13 protein-coding genes are annotated in these 15,746 nt (G+C 58.8%); 2 read left to right on the top strand and 11 right to left on the bottom strand.

What is annotated here, in order from left to right:
• Nucleotides 1–46: 46 nt before the first annotated feature.
• Complete coding sequence (gene hemN / locus ACTZWY_RS11595; RefSeq protein ID WP_444790872.1) at nt 47–1,402, top strand: oxygen-independent coproporphyrinogen III oxidase; 1,356 nt, start codon at nt 47–49, stop codon at nt 1,400–1,402.
• 29 nt (nt 1,403–1,431) lie between these two features.
• On the opposite strand, the gene ACTZWY_RS11590 is transcribed toward hemN, so the two are convergent.
• The 6 genes from ACTZWY_RS11590 to ACTZWY_RS11565 form a co-directional block, all read right to left on the bottom strand.
• Nucleotides 1,432–2,646, bottom strand: a complete 1,215-nt coding sequence (locus ACTZWY_RS11590; RefSeq protein WP_444790871.1) for a glycosyltransferase — start codon at nt 2,644–2,646, stop codon at nt 1,432–1,434.
• A gap of 23 nt (nt 2,647–2,669) precedes the next feature.
• Nucleotides 2,670–4,274 carry an ABC transporter ATP-binding protein gene (locus tag ACTZWY_RS11585; RefSeq protein ID WP_444790870.1) on the bottom strand — a complete coding sequence of 535 codons (1,605 nt, stop codon included), beginning with the start codon at nt 4,272–4,274 and terminating at the stop codon, nt 2,670–2,672.
• On the bottom strand, nt 4,271–5,476 hold the full coding sequence (locus ACTZWY_RS11580) for an ABC transporter permease (RefSeq protein ID WP_444790869.1): 1,206 nt from the start codon (nt 5,474–5,476) through the stop codon (nt 4,271–4,273). The genes ACTZWY_RS11585 and ACTZWY_RS11580 overlap by 4 nt, the downstream gene beginning before the upstream one ends.
• Before the next feature lie 3 nt (nt 5,477–5,479).
• On the bottom strand, nt 5,480–6,568 hold the full coding sequence (locus tag ACTZWY_RS11575) for a microcin C ABC transporter permease YejB (protein WP_444790868.1): 1,089 nt from the start codon (nt 6,566–6,568) through the stop codon (nt 5,480–5,482).
• Between the two features lie 2 nt (nt 6,569–6,570).
• Nucleotides 6,571–8,469 carry an extracellular solute-binding protein gene (locus ACTZWY_RS11570; RefSeq protein ID WP_444790900.1) on the bottom strand — a complete coding sequence of 633 codons (1,899 nt, stop codon included), beginning with the start codon at nt 8,467–8,469 and terminating at the stop codon, nt 6,571–6,573.
• A 267-nt stretch (nt 8,470–8,736) separates the two neighbouring features.
• A complete protein-coding gene (locus ACTZWY_RS11565; RefSeq protein ID WP_444790867.1) occupies nt 8,737–9,240 on the bottom strand; it encodes a c-type cytochrome in 504 nt (167 codons plus the stop codon).
• Between the two features lie 121 nt (nt 9,241–9,361).
• Here ACTZWY_RS11565 and ACTZWY_RS11560 point away from each other — a divergent pair, with 121 nt between their 5' ends.
• A complete protein-coding gene (locus ACTZWY_RS11560; protein ID WP_444790866.1) occupies nt 9,362–10,195 on the top strand; it encodes a prephenate dehydratase in 834 nt (277 codons plus the stop codon).
• A 50-nt stretch (nt 10,196–10,245) separates the two neighbouring features.
• Here ACTZWY_RS11560 and ACTZWY_RS11555 read toward each other — a convergent pair whose 3' ends face one another.
• From ACTZWY_RS11555 to ACTZWY_RS11535, 5 genes are all read right to left on the bottom strand, one after another.
• Nucleotides 10,246–10,839, bottom strand: a complete 594-nt coding sequence (locus ACTZWY_RS11555) for a glutathione S-transferase family protein (RefSeq protein ID WP_444790865.1) — start codon at nt 10,837–10,839, stop codon at nt 10,246–10,248.
• 13 nt (nt 10,840–10,852) lie between these two features.
• The gene (gene holA, locus ACTZWY_RS11550) at nt 10,853–11,875 is read right to left on the bottom strand and encodes a DNA polymerase III subunit delta (protein ID WP_444790864.1); all 1,023 of its coding nucleotides are present in this window, start codon (nt 11,873–11,875) and stop codon (nt 10,853–10,855) included.
• Entirely contained in the window at nt 11,872–12,357 is a 486-nt protein-coding gene (gene lptE / locus ACTZWY_RS11545) for an LPS assembly lipoprotein LptE (RefSeq protein ID WP_444790863.1), read from the bottom strand. The genes holA and lptE overlap by 4 nt, the downstream gene beginning before the upstream one ends.
• Nucleotides 12,344–15,115, bottom strand: a complete 2,772-nt coding sequence (gene leuS / locus ACTZWY_RS11540) for a leucine--tRNA ligase (RefSeq protein ID WP_444790862.1) — start codon at nt 15,113–15,115, stop codon at nt 12,344–12,346. The genes lptE and leuS overlap by 14 nt, the downstream gene beginning before the upstream one ends.
• 95 nt (nt 15,116–15,210) lie before the next feature.
• A complete protein-coding gene (locus ACTZWY_RS11535; protein WP_444790861.1) occupies nt 15,211–15,720 on the bottom strand; it encodes a DUF3576 domain-containing protein in 510 nt (169 codons plus the stop codon).
• Between the last annotated feature and the right edge of the window lie 26 nt (nt 15,721–15,746).

Below are 15,746 nucleotides of genomic sequence, written 5' to 3'. Positions count from 1 at the left end.
ATCTACATCAAAGAGTTTTGCCATGTGCCAAGTATACCTTACACACATGTCTTATATTTCGCAACTTAGTAAGCTTGGCCTGTTTGACGCGCGCGTGCCGCGGTATACAAGCTATCCGACGGCGCCGCAGTTCTCATCTGATCTGCGCGGCAGCACAATAGCCAGCTGGATTCAGCAAATCCCCGCAGGAAGCGAGATTTCGCTTTATCTGCATGTGCCGTTCTGTCGCAGGTTGTGCTGGTTCTGCGCATGCCGCACCCAAGGGACCAGCAGCGATGCACCTGTTCTGGCCTATATTGATTCGTTGCGCTTAGAACTGGAACTGCTGCGCGCAATATTGCCCGACGGGGTGCGCCTGTCACGGTTGCATTGGGGCGGGGGCACACCAACACTTATGCCCGCAGCGCAAATGCGTGACCTTGCCGCACTGGTGTTCGATATTGCGCCAATGGCCGAAGGTGGCGAATTCTCGGTTGAGATTGACCCGAATGAAATCGATGATGCCCGCCTTGACGCCTTGGCCGAAGCAGGGATGAACCGCGCGTCCATCGGGGTGCAGGATTTCGACCCCGAAATCCAGAAAATCATTGGCCGCGACCAAAGCTTCGAGATTACGAAAGCCGCTGTCGACGGGTTGCGCGCGCGCGGCATTGTCAGCCTGAACGCGGATATCCTGTATGGTCTGCCGCACCAAACACCAACGCGGATTGCAGATTCGGTGCAAAAACTTCTGTCGCTGAACCCCGACCGCGTGGCGCTGTATGGCTATGCGCATGTGCCATGGATGGCGCGGCGTCAGCAGATGATCCCGTCAGAAACCCTGCCCCGCCCCGAAGAGCGTCTGGACCTGTTCGACACCGCACGCCGCCTGTTTATGTGGGACGGGTATGATGAAATTGGCATCGACCATTTTGCGCGCCCCCATGACAGCATGGCCAAGGCCGCCGCAGCCGGAACCCTGCGCCGGAATTTCCAAGGCTATACTGATGACACCTCCCCGGTGTTGATCGGGCTGGGCGCATCGTCGATTTCGCGCTTTCCGCAAGGGTTTGCGCAGAATGCCCCTGCAACGGCAGATTGGAAAAAATCCGTGCATGCAGGCCAGTTCGCCACCGCGCGCGGGCATGTCTTCACGCCTGCCGACATATGGCGCGGGCGCGCAATCGAAGCGCTGATGTGCGATTTCGCCATCAACCGCGACGAATTGGTCAAGGGGCTGGGCGCGGACCCTGCAGAACTGAACCAGATTTTTGATCTGGCCGTTCTGAAATACGGCGCATTCGTCAAACGCACGGCAGCGGGGCTGGAAATTCCGACAGAAGGACGCCCCCTGACCCGGATGATTGCCACCATTTTTGACGAATACGCCATGGCAAAGACAGGCCACAGCTCGGCCGTATGATGGCCCTGGAAGGGTGGCTGCGTTTGTGGTCAGTCCCCTTCCACAAACCTGACAAGGCGCGGCAGGCAAACGCGCTTCAGGTCGTAATTTTCAACAATCGTGCGGCGCGCCGCCTCGCGCATGCGGTCATAGCGGTGGGGTGCTTCCAGCGCATCCACCAGCATTTCCGACCAGCGGTCTACATCAAAAAAATCGACCAGACGGCCATTAACGGCATCAGTGATCACTTCCTCAACGGGGCCGGTGCGGGATGCAACAATACAGGCACCCATGCTCATGGCTTCCAGCAGCGACCATGACAGCACGAAGGGCACTGTCAGATAGGCATGCACACGACTTATGCGCATGATCGACATGAAATCGCCATAGGGCACGCGCCCGGTGAAATGCACGCGCGACATGTCCAGCCGGCCTTGCACTTCGCGCAGGAACTGGTCCTTCCAGCTGCCATGCCGGGGGGGTGCCCCGTAACTGGCCCCGTCCCCGCCCACAATCACCACATGCACGCCGGGTCGCGCGGCCATAACATCAGGCAAGCAGCGCAAGAAAATATGCGCGCCCCGATAGGGTTCCAGATTGCGCGCAACGAAGGTCAGAACCTCATCGCCAGCATATAGCAACGGACCGCCAGGCACCTGATAGCGCGCCAAGGGGTCCGGCCTAAGGTAATCTGTGTCGATACCATCATGGGTGATGGTGATCTTGTCCCGAAAGGGGGGCGGAAAACTGTCAGCCTGCCATTCGGTGGGGGACAATGCCGCGTCAGCCTGCACCATGGACAGCGCCAGATGGGCCTGCCGGGCAACAACGGCAAACTGGCCGTTGATGTCATTGCGGCTGAATTCAGGGTCAAACCCCACATCCAGCCCCTTGGGGGCATAGTAGAATTCCGCATAGGTCAAATGGCGGGCGTCAGGCCAGATTTCACGCAGGAACAGCGTTTCCCCCCAACCACCATGCCCGAACACCACATCAGGGCTGAAGCCTATATTGTCGCGCAACTGTACCGCCGCACGCGCGGCGCGGTGCGCACGGTCCGTCATGGCCGTATAGGTGGTGCCCATGCGCGACTGGCGCGGGTCTGGCGCAGGGTCCGGCATGGGGTAGCGATAGGTCCGCAACGGGGTCTGGCGGCTGTTCTGTTCTGCCGTCAGGGCAATGACACTATGCCCGCGCTGCGCAAGGGCCGGGGCAAGATGCCTGAACTGACCGGGGAAGTTCTGATGCACGAAAAGGATTTTCATCAGCGCCCCACCTGTTGCCGCTATCAGGCCGCACCAATGGCCGTAATGTCAAACGCGGCCGCCAGCAATTGGCGCGTATAGTCATGGCGTGGCGCGTCAAACACCTGATCAATCTGACCTGCTTCGACCACATCGCCTTGTTTCATGACCATCACCTTATGGGATAGGGCGCGCACAACGCGCAAATCATGGCTGATGAACAAATAGGCCAACCCATACTTGCGTTGCAGGGCGCGCAGCAAGTCGACAATCTGCACTTGCACGGTCATGTCCAGCGCAGATGTGGGTTCGTCCAGAACCACCAGTTTGGGGCGCAGGATCATGGCGCGCGCAATCGCAATACGCTGGCGCTGGCCGCCCGAAAATTCATGCGGGTAGCGTTCCATTGTGGCGGGATTCAGGCCCACTTCTTCCATGATTTCGGCGACCAGTTCGCGCGATGACCGCCCCGTGGGCACACCATGCACGCCCAACCCTTCGGAAATGATCTGTTCAATGGTCATGCGCGGCGACAGGCTGCCGAACGGGTCCTGAAACACGATCTGCAAATCCCGCCGCAGCGCGCGCAAATCCTTGAACTTGCGCCCCTGAATGTCGGTGCCATTGAACACAATCGGCCCTTCGCTGGAAATCAACCGCAAGATGGCCAGCGCCAGCGTTGTCTTGCCGGACCCGGATTCGCCCACCACGCCAAGGGTTTCGCCCGCGCGCAGCGTCAGACTGGCTTCGTTGACGGCCTTTACATGCCCAATTGTGCGCCGCAAAAAACCGCGCTGGATGGGAAACCAGATGCGCAAACCGTCCGTTCGCAGGATTTCCGGCGCGTTTTCCGGCACGGGGGCAGGCATGCCGGTGGATTCTGCCGCCAACAGCTTGCGCGTATAGGGGTGCTGGGGGTCCGCAAAAAGCTGCGCAGTGGGGCCTTGTTCGACGATCTCGCCACCCTGCATGACGCAGACGCGGTCCGCAAAACGCCGCACGATGTTCAGATCATGGGTGATGAACAACAGACTCATGCCTTCGGCGCGCTTCAGATCCACCAGCAATTCAAGGATCTGGGCCTGAATGGTGACATCCAGCGCGGTGGTGGGTTCATCGGCCACCAGCAATTCCGGCCCATTGGCCAGCGCCATGGCAATCATTACGCGCTGGCGCTGCCCGCCCGACAACTGGTGCGGATAGGCCGACATGCGGCTTTCAGCGTCACGAATGCCCACCTTGTCCAGCAGTTCCAGCACGCGCGCCCGTGCCGCCGCACCTGACAGACCCTGATGCAGTGACAGGCTTTCGGTAATTTGCTTTTCTATGCTGTGCAGCGGGTTCAGCGATGTCATCGGTTCCTGAAAGATGAAGCTGATATCATTACCGCGCACCTGACGCAGCACCTTGTCATCTGCGCCCACCAATTCGCGCCCCTTGAAGGTGACGGACCCCGCGACCTGCGCGGAATCCGGCAACAACCCCACAGTGGACAAGGCAGTAACGGATTTTCCCGAACCGGATTCGCCCACAATGGCAACGGTTTCGCCCTTGTCGACATTAAACGACACCCCACGCACTGCAGGGACGGCGTGGCCCGCCTGCATGAAGGTCACGGACAGGTTTTCAACAACCAGACTTCGCGTCATGAAAAGGTCTTTCGCGGGTCAAAGGCATCGCGCACACCTTCAAATATGAACACCAGCAGCGACAGCATTATGGCGAAGGTAAAGAAGGCACTGAACCCCAGCCACGGCGCTTGCAGGTTGTTTTTCGCCTGAAGCGTCATTTCCCCAAGGCTGGGCGCGGAAGACGGCAGACCAAAACCCAGAAAATCCAGCGCGGCCAGCGACCCGATAACCCCTGTCACGATGAACGGCAGGAATGTCAGCGTGGCCACCATGGCATTGGGCAGGACGTGGCGGAACATGATTGTTGCGTTCGACACACCCAGCGCACGCGCGGCGCGGACATATTCAAAATTCCGCGCGCGCAGGAATTCCGCGCGCACCACGCCCACAAGGCCGGTCCAGCCAAACAGCGTCATCAAGAACACCAATAGCCAGAAATTCATCATGAACATCGAAGATACAATGATGATGATGTAAAGTGATGGCACCGATGTCCACAACTCGATCACGCGCTGGAACAGCAAATCCAGCAAGCCGCCGAAAAACCCCTGCACCGCCCCCGCAGCAATACCAATAACCGATGTCAGCGCCGTGACCACCAACGCAAAGGTAATGGACAGCCGGAACCCGTAGATAATGCGCGCCAGCACATCGCGCGCGGTCCCGTCCGTGCCTAGCCAGTGGCGGCTTTCGGGCGGGGACGGGGCGGCGCGGCCAATGTCATTGACCGTGTTATAGGAATAGGGAATCGGCGGCCACACCATCCAGCCCGCGACAATTTCCTGCCCATCCACAATGCCGGTGGTTTCGGCCTGCTCCATCGCGTCGCGCGGGTCATCAAGGCACAATTCGGCACCGCCTGTGCGGATCAGGCATTGCACTTCGGTGTCGCGGTAGACGGCTTCGGTCCTGAAATCGCCACCAAAGGCGGTTTCAGGATAGAAATTATGGATGGGAAAATAATAACCGCCCCGATAGTTGATGATGATAGGCCGGTCATTGGCAATAAATTCGGCAAATAACGACAGGCCATACAGCACCAGCAAAATCATCAGGGACCAGAACGCGCGGCGGTTGGCCTTGAAATTGGCCCAACGGCGTTGGTTCAGCGGCGACAAAGTAACGCCAAAGCGGCGCCTGCGCTTTGGCAAGGCTTCACCAACCGCGCCCTCATGCGGGGCGGGTGGCGTATGAACCAAACTGTCTGTGCGTTGATCCATTATCTATGTCTCTCGAGACTCGAAATCGATGCGCGGGTCGATCCAGACATACATCAGGTCTGAAATCAGCCCCACAACCAGCCCGATCAGGCTGAAGACAAAAAGCGTGCCGAACATGACAGGATAATCCCGCGCAACCACCGCTTCAAAACCCAGCCGCCCCAGACCATCCAGCGAGAAGATGGTTTCAATTATCAGCGACCCGCCAAAGAACACCCCCACAAACACCGCCGGAAACCCCGCGATGACAATCAGCATCGCATTGCGGAACACATGCCCATACAGGACACGGCTTTCCATCAGCCCCTTGGCGCGGGCGGTTATGACATATTGCTTGCGGATTTCTTCCAGAAAACTGTTCTTGGTCAGCAGCGTCAGCGTGGCAAAGGCCGAGATGGTCGAGGCCAGCACCGGCAGCGTGATGTGCCAGAAATAATCCAGCACCTTGCCCAGCGGGGTTAACTGGTCCCACACTTCCTGCGGCGAGGTCAGCCCGCGTGCGGGAAATATCTGCCAGTATGACCCGCCCGCAAACAACACCAACAACAAGATGGCAAACAGGAACCCCGGTATCGCATAGGCCACGATGATCAGTCCCGATGTGAAACTGTCAAACTGCGACCCGTCGCGCACCGCCTTGCTGATGCCCAGCGGGATGGACACCAGATAGGCAATCAGCGTGGACCATAGCCCAAGGCTGATGGATACAGGTAGCTTTTCAACAACCAGATCCACCACCGAAATGGACCTGAAATAACTTTGTCCAAAATCAAACCGCATATAATTCCACATCATATGCATGAACCGTTCCAGCGGCGGCTTGTCGAACCCGAATTCACGTTCCAGCTGGGCAATGAATTCCGGCGGCAGCCCCCGCGCGCCGGTATAGCGTTCGTTGTCGACTGCGCCGACATTCACATCGGACCCACCGCCGTCAAACGCCCCGAAAACATTACCCTGCCCTTCCATCTGGGCAATCACCTGTTCTATCGGGCCGCCGGGCACGAATTGCACCAGAAAGAAGTTAATGACCATCACCCCGAACAATGTCGGGATGATCAGGGCCAGACGTCGCGCGATATAGGCGCCCATGATTACCTCAGCGCGCCAGCGGCGCGCAATTCGGCGGCGCGGTCGGCGTTAAACCACCAGAAATCCAGCTCTCCGGTGGAAAAGGGCGGTGTTTCGGCATTGGGGCGGGCGAAAATATCCCAATGGGCCACCCATGCCGTGTCATTATACCACGCGGGAATAATAAACAGTTCATGGCGCAAAACACGGTCCAGCGCCATTAACGCCGCATCGCGGTCTTCCGGTGTGGGGGCCATCAAGGAAGCATCGATCACGGCATCCACCAACGGACTGGCCAGACCGGCGGGGTTGAACAGGCTGAATTCAGCCGTTTCAGACCCATAGCGCTGGTGCAGCCCGGTTCCCGTGTCCATAAACGCGCCATACTGATCAAAGATCATGTCATAGTCACGGTTGCGGCGCCGGTCGGTATGCTGTGCCGCATCAATACGCTGGAACCGCGCATCAACGCCCAGTTGCTGCAAATTCTGCGTAAAGGTTTCGATAATCGCGTCCATTGTGGCCGATCCCGCACTGGACACGGGAATTTCGATCACCATACGTTCGCCCGCGTCATTGCGCAGCACGCCGCTGGCGTCAATGTTCCAGCCTGCATCATTCAACAGCCGCGTTGCGCGCCGAATATTGCCACGATCCACCAGCCGTTCCATGCTGGATGTATGCGGCATACGCGCAGGCTGGGTCAGCACGTCTTCGGGCACCAGATCACCCAGCGATTGCAGCAATTCCAGTTCCAGCCCTTCGGGTGGTCCGTCGGCCTGCAGACGGGTTCCTTGGGTAAACGATACGCGTTGCTGGAACAGCCCGAATTGCAGCGTCTGGTTTGTCCATTCGAAATTGAACGCCAGCGAAAGCGCTTCGCGCACGCGCATATCCTGCAGGAATTCACGTCCCAGATTGAACACAAACCCGGTGGGCACGGGCGGCGAGCCGACGGGCAATTCATCACGCACCACATGGCCGCGTGTCAGGGCAGGAAAATCGTAGCCAGTGGCCCATTGGCGCGAGTTATTCTCGGCGCGGAAGGTGTATTCAGCGGTTTTGAACCCCTCGAACGCGGCGGCACCATCAGCAAAATACTCAACGCGGATCAGGTCAAAATTATGCCGCCCGCGGTTTTGCGGCAGGTCACGCCCCCAATAGTCTGGGTTACGCCTGTAGGTGATTCGGCGGTTCACCTCATAGCTGTCCAGCATATAAGGGCCGGACCCCGGCGAAATGGTCATGCGCGATTCATCCAGCCGTGCGCCGGTGTCTTCATACCATTTTTGGGAAAATACCGGCGTGCTGCCCACCTGATCAATCAACGAACGGCGCGAAATTCCTTCGGCAAAGGTGAATTTTACTGTGTGGTCATCCAGCACCTCGGCACCGATGACACGCGCGCCCACCCCTTGGGCATAGGAGGGCAGGCCCTGTTCCAGAAACAGGTTATGCGAAAACACCACGTCATGCGCCGTTACCGGCGTGCCGTCGGAAAACCGCGCTTCGGGGCGCATATGAAAAATGACCCAATCCTTGGTTTCGGGGTATTCGACAGTATGCGCCAGCAACCCGTAGCTTTCGCCATAAACATCAGCAGGCACGGCCCCACCGCCCATAGGTTCGGACGTCTCCAACAGGCTTTCATACATCGACGAAGACAGATAGCCCGCGCGCCCGACACGGGTGAACGGATTCATCGAATCAAACGTCCCTTGCCACGAGATGGAGATTTCGCCCCCTTTGGGCGCGTCGGGGTTAACGTAGTTGAAATGCTCAAAATCTGGCGGGTAGCTTAGGTCGCCATAGAACGAATACCCGTGCGCAGAAATTATCTGCGGTTCGGCAGCATCTGTTTGTGGGCGCACAGGGCTGGCCCACAGCGCCGCCAGCAACAAACCCGCTGCGGAAACTTGCATAATGTGACGGATGGACAGCCCTTGCGCCACCTTGACCGCCTGACCCGTGTTGCCCTTGTGCTGCATCAAAACCCTCCGTGCTGTGCTGGCCGGTTATTGCTTTCTGTCCGCGCCTTGTTGGCATTATTCAGCTTTTCTGCGTCCCTGTCGATAAGCGCAGACGAAATTAGCCCATACCACAAGGTAATTTGATTTTGCTTTAAACAAGGCAAACAGGCCGCCCTTATTCAAGGCGGCCTGCAACACATTCATAGGGAAGGATAAAAATCAGCTTTCGCTTTCGATATAGGCAATCAGGTTTGCGCGGTCCGTCACGCTTGCGATTCCACGAAAGTTCATGGTCGTTCCTGGGGCAACGCCGCCGGGATTCTGGATGAAAGTTGAAAGCACTTCAGGGGTCCAGACATCGCCAACCTGCGCCAGCGCGCCGGAATAGTTGAAGCCATCCACCTCACCTATGTTCCGGTTGACAATACCGTGCAGATAGGGGCCAACACCGTTGCGCCCCTGCTCCAGCGCATGACAAGCGCGGCACTGTGACCACAGGCGCGCCCCGGCAGCGGCATCAGCCACTTCAAACGCTTCCTCAAATGTCAGTTCGGCAACAGCTTCCACGGGTTCATCTGCGCCGGTGTCAATCGCATAGGCTTGCGGTGCATTGGCGTTGCGCGGCACATAAAGTTCCATCGCAGCCCAGTTGCCGAGCAGGAAAACAAGTAAGGCACCGCAAAATGCGGCAACGGCTTTGGTCATGACCATTGTGTCGAACATATCGCAATCCTGTTCTGCGCAAGTTTGAGCCTATCTATCCGCTTCCCCTTGGGTCTTTCAAGCGGTAGTTACCGCGACTAAATGCCCTTTTGGGCGAAATCTTGGAACTATGGGCGCAAACATGGCTGGTAAGATCGCATTTCAGGGGGAATTGGGGGCCTATGGGCATCAGGCATGTGCAGACGCACGGCCGGACTATGAGCCGCTGCCCTGCACCACATTTCATGACACAATGGCCGCTGTCCGCGAAGGACGTGCCGATCTGGGGATGGTCGCGGTCGAAAATTCCATCTATGGGCGTGTGGCCGATGTGCATTCCCTGCTGCCCGAAAGCGGCCTGCACATCGTGGATGAAGCGTTTGTGCGCGTGCATGTCAATTTGCTGGGCGTGCGCGGCGCGACGCTGGATCAGGTGCGCGAAGCGCATGGCCATGTCGTCATCCTGCCACAATGCGGGCAATTCTTGCGCAAACATGACATCAAAGGTGTTGTCAGCAGCGACAATGCCCGCGCGGCCCGCGAAATTGCAGAACATAACGACCCCGCGCGCGCAGCGCTGGCCAGTGAAATGGCCGCGCAGATTTACGGGCTGGACGTGCTGGCCCGCCATATCGAAGACCATCCCAACAACACCACACGTTTTCTGATCATGGCACGCGATGCCGATTTCACCCGCCGCGGTGCGCATGGCATGATGACCGCATTCCTGTTTCGGGTGCGCAACATTCCAGCCGCGCTATATAAGGCGATGGGCGGGTTTGCGACCAATGGCGTCAATATGGTGAAGCTGGAAAGCTACATGGTGAACGGGTCATTCACCGCGACCCAGTTTTTCGCCGAAATTGAAGGCCATCCCGAGGATGAAAATGTGAAACGCGCGTTGGAGGAGTTGCGTTACTTCACATCCTACCTGAACATCCTTGGCACTTATCCGGCAGATTCGGCGCGCCACTGAAATATGACCTTTGCCGCATGTCGCACCCATTGCCCTGCACATGACACAGGTTAACCCATCCTGGACAGAACCTTTGCCAAGGCGGGGCGCGCTGTCATGCGCTGCAGATAAGCTGACAAACGCGCCTCTTTGACCGGAAATTTGGCGACCCGCGCCCAAATGCCACAATGCGTCAGGATAATATCGGGCACTGTCATTTGCCCGCCCATCAGAAACGGACCGTCGCCCATGCGATGCACCAATGTTTTCTGACTGTTGGTGAATTCCCAGATCAGCGAGTCCTTGATCGCGGATTGGCGCATTTGTTCAGGCAGGACGAAACTGTGGCGCGCCGCCATCCACAGCGCCGCATCAAATTCGTCCAGCAAGAACTGGGTCAGGCTGTCTTGTCTTGCGCGGTCCAGCGTTCCCGCAGGATAGGTCAGCGCACCGTGCTTGTCGGCCAGATACTGGATGATCGCGGTTGAATCAGTGATTGGTGTCCCATCTTCTATCAGGACAGGCACTTTGCCCGCAGGGTTGAAGCTGACGACCCCTTCCGATTGGGGGGCGGCGGGCACATGTTCGTAGCTTTGGCCCAGTTCCTCCAGCATCCATAACACGCGGGTGGCGCGGCTGTTGGCTTTTCCAATGACTGTATACATCGCACCCCCCTGATCAGCGCCGCACCAGCATCGCCAGCCGGATCAGCGTGCGCTCCATAACCGCCATGCTGGGCGCGTTTGACGCTGAACGCAAGGTCAGATCGGCGTCAATAATATCGCCCAATGCACGTTCCAGACGCGCCAGCCCCCATTTGCTTGCCTGCCCCAGAAACCTGTCTCGGCGCGGGCCAAACAGGGGCGGGCGCATGCGCTGAATTCCCGCCGAGGGGCCGCCGGGGTCACTGCACAACACATGCAAGGTGCGGAAATGCCGCAGCGCCATGATGGCCAATGTCACGGGCGCAACGCCCTGCCCCTGCAAGCGCACCATCAAGGGGCCAATCTGCATGGCCTGCCCTTCGGCCACGGCATCCAGCAGGTCATCAACGGCGGCTTCGGTGCTGCGCGGCGCAACTTCGGCAATGTCGGCCGGGGTCAGGGGCGTGGCGTCGCCATACTTATACAAGGCAATCTTTTCAACGGTCTGTCGAAAATCGCCGGGGTCCAGCATGCGCGCCAGCGCCAGCAGATCGCGCATGGCGTCTGCATCCACCTGTTGCAGGCCCGCGCTTTTCAGGGCCGCTTCAATGTCTTCGCGCGTTGGCGGGTCATCATAGATGGCCACGGCCCCTGCCATGCGCGCCCCTTCGAACAGTTTGCGCAGCTTGGACGATGCTTTCAACCCCCCCGCCGTGACGATGATTTGCGCATCGCCCGCGCGCCAATCCGCCAGCGCCGATGCAATGGCATCGGTTGCAAGGTCGGTCGCATCCTCGACAAACGCAACCCGCGCACCGGGAAAGAAGCCTTGCGCCTTGACCGCATCCAGCAACTGCGCGCCATCGCGGCGCAATTCCGCGCCCTGCATGCGTTCCAGCCGCATTTCTGATTCTCCTTGCGGGCCAATGATGGCGGCAATCAGGTCCTGGCGCTTCATGGCCACGCGCATGGCGTCCTGACCAAATATCAGCACCCCCGCAAGGGCCGGGTCAGGCTTGGCAATCAGTCTGGCCAAATCACGGGGGGAAAGCTTCATTCCGCCTGCGCAGCAATCAACCGCGTCGCAACCTGATCGGCCAGAATACGCATCAGGCGGCGTTCCGCATCTTCGCGCGCGCGCAAACTGGCCAATTGCGTGGATGTGGTGGAATAATTGGTGAAATTGCGAATGCTACCGGATGACACCGTTTCCCCACTGGCACGGTCTGTCAGCGCATAGCGGACAGTTCCGATAACCGAAATCCGCGTTTCGCCCACCCCGGCCACACGCGCTGACCCGCGTTCTGATAGGGAAATGTCATAATCCAGGTCGTATCTGGGGCTGGCGGGTCGGCCAAGGCGTTCTTCAAGTGCCGCGACAAAGTCAAAACCGCGCGAATCAGTTGGATCGGCGGCGCGCACCTGGCCACGCAGCGCCAGACCTGCCCCACCGGGGGCATATGCGGGCGTGAAGCCGCATGCAGCCAGCGGCAGAACCGCCAGCATCCCCAGAACCTGCCTGCGTTCAAACAACGACATTCACAATTCGCCCCGGCACCACGATCAGCTTCTTGGGCGCGCTGCCTGCCAAAGCCTTGATGACAGCATCATCTGCCAGCGCAAGTTTTTCAACCTCTTCCTTGGTGGCATCGGCGGAAACCGCAATTTCGCTGCGGCGTTTGCCATTGATCTGGATGGGCAGGATCACTGTGTCGCGCACCAGCATGGCGGGGTCGGCCTGTGGCCATGGCGCTTGCGCGACCAATCCCGTGCCGCCCTGATGCGCCCAGATTTCTTCGGCCAGATGCGGCACCATGGGGGCCATCAATTGCGCCAATGTGCGCATAGCGGTTTTTTGTGCCGCCCCGCTGGCCTGCGATTTCGTCAGCGTGTTGGTGAAGGCATAAAGTTCGGCAATCGCCTTGTTGAAAGTGAATCCTTCGATGGATTTGGTGATATCGGCAATGGCGCGGTGCATGGCGCGCATCAGGTCAGTGTCGGCATCCGTGGGCGTGCCGTCGGGCATGGCGGCAATCCGGTCGCACAGCATCCAGACGCGGTTCAGGTGCTTGAACGCCGCTTCCGCGCCTGCGCTTGTCCATTCCACATCGCGTTCGGGCGGGCTGTCGGACATGACGAACCAGCGGGCAGTGTCCGCTCCATACGCGTCGACAATCGCCACGGGATCGACCACATTCTTCTTGGATTTCGACATCTTGGCGGAGGGGATGAGACTTATCCCAATCCCTTTCCAGAAATCTTCCCGCCACTGCATTTCAAGGTTCTCGATGGAGTCTTCGGAGCGCCCCGCCGCTTCCAAGCGTTTTCTAACAACAGCCTTTTCTTCTCCATTTTCACGACTCGTGAATGTTACGATCTCAGAAGGGTAATAGTATACGGAGCGAACGAGATTTGGACGTTTGCCGGGAACCAGACGCTCGAGTTTTATCGAGGCATCTCTTTCGTCTGTTCCGATGGCGGCAAGTTCTCTGTCGTTTTTCTCAGGGTTTTCTTCGTAGATTTGGTGCGTCACCATCCCTTGGGTGAACAGCGCGTTGAACGGTTCGGACGCGGATTCGGGCAGGTGGCCGGTTTTCACCATCGCGCGGGCAAAAAAGCGCGAATACAGCAGGTGCAAAATCGCATGTTCAATGCCGCCGATATACTGGTCCACATTCATCCAATAGGCCGCATCCTCGGCATTGGTCGGCGTGTCGGCCTGCGGGCTGGTGAAACGCGCGTAATACCAGCTTGAGTCGACAAACGTGTCCATCGTGTCGGTTTCGCGCTTGGCGGGTTTGCCACAGGACGGGCAGGCGCAATCGCGCCATGTCGGGTGCCGGTCCAGCGGGTTGCCGGGGATGGAAAAATCAATAGGTGTGCCATCTTCATCATAGGGCAGCGCGATGGGCAGGTTTTCTTTCTTTTCGGGCACCACACCGCAATCGGGGCAATGGACCACCGGAATGGGGCAACCCCAATAGCGCTGACGCGACAGGCCCCAGTCGCGCAGGCGGTATTTGGTGACACCGTGGCCCACACCTTGGGATTCGCAAAACGCGATGGCTGCGTCCACGGCCTGTTCGCCTGTCTGCACCTCTTCGCCCGCGAACCCGCGGATATAGCGCACCTTGTCGGTCCTGGGGGGAACAAAGGCTACTGTATCAACCGGCGTGTCATCGTCCAGCGCGGCAAACACATCAGGATGCGGCAGCCCGTATTTATTGGCAAAATCAAGGTCGCGCTGGTCATGGGCGGGGCAGCCGAAAATTGCGCCGGTGCCGTAATCCATCAAGATGAAATTGGCAATATAGACGGGCAGTTCCCAGTCATTGTCAAACGGGTGGCGCACACGAATTCCCGTATCGAACCCGCGTTTTTCCGCCTTTTCCAGCGCTTCTTCGGTCGTGCCCAGCTTGCGACACTCCGCCACGAAAGCGGCCACGTCCGGATTATGGCGTTCCAGATGTTTGGCCAGCGGGTGGTCCGGCGACACGCCCACAAAAGATGCGCCCATCAGCGTGTCGGGGCGGGTGGTATACACCTCGATCCGGTCAAACCCGTCAGGCGCATCTACAGTGGAAAACGCGAATTGCAGCCCGCGCGACTGGCCAATCCAGTTGCGCTGCATCAGGCGCACTTTTTCCGGCCAGTTTTCCAGCCCGTCCAGCGCGGACAGCAATTCTTCGGAATAGTCGGAAATCTTGAAAAACCACTGCGTCAGTTCGCGGCGTTCCACCTCGGCGCCTGACCGCCAGCCCTTGCCGTCGATCACCTGTTCATTGGCCAGAACCGTCATGTCGACCGGGTCCCAGTTCACCACGGCGTTCTTGCGATAAACCAGCCCTTCGTGCAGCATGTCGAGGAACATTGCCTGTTGCTGGCCGTAATACTCTGGCCGGCAGGTGGCAATTTCGCGCGACCAGTCAATCGACAGGCCAAGGGGTTTCATCTGCCCCTTCATGACCTCGATATTGGCCTCGGTCCAGTCATTGGGGTGGCCGCCCTGTTCCATTGCGGCGTTTTCCGCGGGCATGCCGAAGGCGTCCCACCCCATCGGGTGCAGCACCGAAAACCCTTGCGCGGATTTGTAACGCGCCACCACATCGCCCATCGTGTAGTTGCGCACATGACCCATATGAATGCGCCCCGACGGGTAGGGGAACATTTCCAGCACATAATATTTCGGGCGCGCGGGGTCGCGGCGGGCCTTGAACACGTCGGCATCGTGCCATGCGTGTTGCCATTTGGCTTCAAGGGTCTGGGGCTGATACCGCGCGTCTGGCTGGCTGGACATGTTGGTTCTTTCCTGATGGCAGTCGGGCAATGAAAACGCCGGGCGCGACCGGCCCGGCGTTTCTAGCGCTGTGGTCGCACAAGGTCCAGCGGGTGTTAAAGCCCGCGATCCTGAATGCGAAGCTGGCGGGCGCGTGTCAAAATGGCATCTTCGACAGCGCGGATGGTTTCGCGGCTGGCCGGGCCACTGCGCGTCATGATGGCAACATTCAGCGACCGGGCGTCAAGCGCGGGGTCATTGACCAGAATCGCCGCGCGATAGGCCTGCCCACCGCCGGGCGGTGTGCCGAAACCTGTCACAATCACACCGGAAAACGGGTCGACGGACTGGATAGGCAGGAAGTCCAGCACCTCTAGGGAGGCATTCCACAAATAGCGGTTCACCTCAACCGAGACATTCAGATCCTGACCGCCGGAAAACAGGTCCCAAATCGTGGATTCGCGCGTTGTGCCACCTGACAAGCGGTTTTCAGAGTGGATTTCTGCTGCGGCCTGCCGCGAGCGTTCGCCACCCTGAAACATGTTCCCGAACCCGCCACCGCAGCCTGAAACCGCAAGCGCCAGGGTCAGAACCGCAGTGCCGCGCAAAATACCTTTGAATACCATCGCAACTATTCCCTGTCCGGTTTGGT

Source organism: Roseinatronobacter sp. NSM, assembly GCF_052379845.1.
GTDB lineage: Bacteria > Pseudomonadota > Alphaproteobacteria > Rhodobacterales > Rhodobacteraceae > Roseinatronobacter.
Note: the sequence above shows the minus strand (reverse complement) of the source record. Positions and strands in the feature narration are given on the sequence as shown.

Coding starts and splice junctions, on each gene's coding strand:
- hemN (WP_444790872.1), top strand. CDS start 47: ATGTCTTATATTTCGCAACTTAGTAAGCTTGGCCTGTTTGACGCGCGC.
- ACTZWY_RS11590 (WP_444790871.1), bottom strand. CDS start 2,646: ATGAAAATCCTTTTCGTGCATCAGAACTTCCCCGGTCAGTTCAGGCAT.
- ACTZWY_RS11585 (WP_444790870.1), bottom strand. CDS start 4,274: ATGACGCGAAGTCTGGTTGTTGAAAACCTGTCCGTGACCTTCATGCAG.
- ACTZWY_RS11580 (WP_444790869.1), bottom strand. CDS start 5,476: ATGGATCAACGCACAGACAGTTTGGTTCATACGCCACCCGCCCCGCAT.
- ACTZWY_RS11575 (WP_444790868.1), bottom strand. CDS start 6,568: ATGGGCGCCTATATCGCGCGACGTCTGGCCCTGATCATCCCGACATTG.
- ACTZWY_RS11570 (WP_444790900.1), bottom strand. CDS start 8,469: ATGCAAGTTTCCGCAGCGGGTTTGTTGCTGGCGGCGCTGTGGGCCAGC.
- ACTZWY_RS11565 (WP_444790867.1), bottom strand. CDS start 9,240: ATGTTCGACACAATGGTCATGACCAAAGCCGTTGCCGCATTTTGCGGT.
- ACTZWY_RS11560 (WP_444790866.1), top strand. CDS start 9,362: ATGGCTGGTAAGATCGCATTTCAGGGGGAATTGGGGGCCTATGGGCAT.
- ACTZWY_RS11555 (WP_444790865.1), bottom strand. CDS start 10,839: ATGTATACAGTCATTGGAAAAGCCAACAGCCGCGCCACCCGCGTGTTA.
- holA (WP_444790864.1), bottom strand. CDS start 11,875: ATGAAGCTTTCCCCCCGTGATTTGGCCAGACTGATTGCCAAGCCTGAC.
- lptE (WP_444790863.1), bottom strand. CDS start 12,357: ATGTCGTTGTTTGAACGCAGGCAGGTTCTGGGGATGCTGGCGGTTCTG.
- leuS (WP_444790862.1), bottom strand. CDS start 15,115: ATGTCCAGCCAGCCAGACGCGCGGTATCAGCCCCAGACCCTTGAAGCC.
- ACTZWY_RS11535 (WP_444790861.1), bottom strand. CDS start 15,720: ATGGTATTCAAAGGTATTTTGCGCGGCACTGCGGTTCTGACCCTGGCG.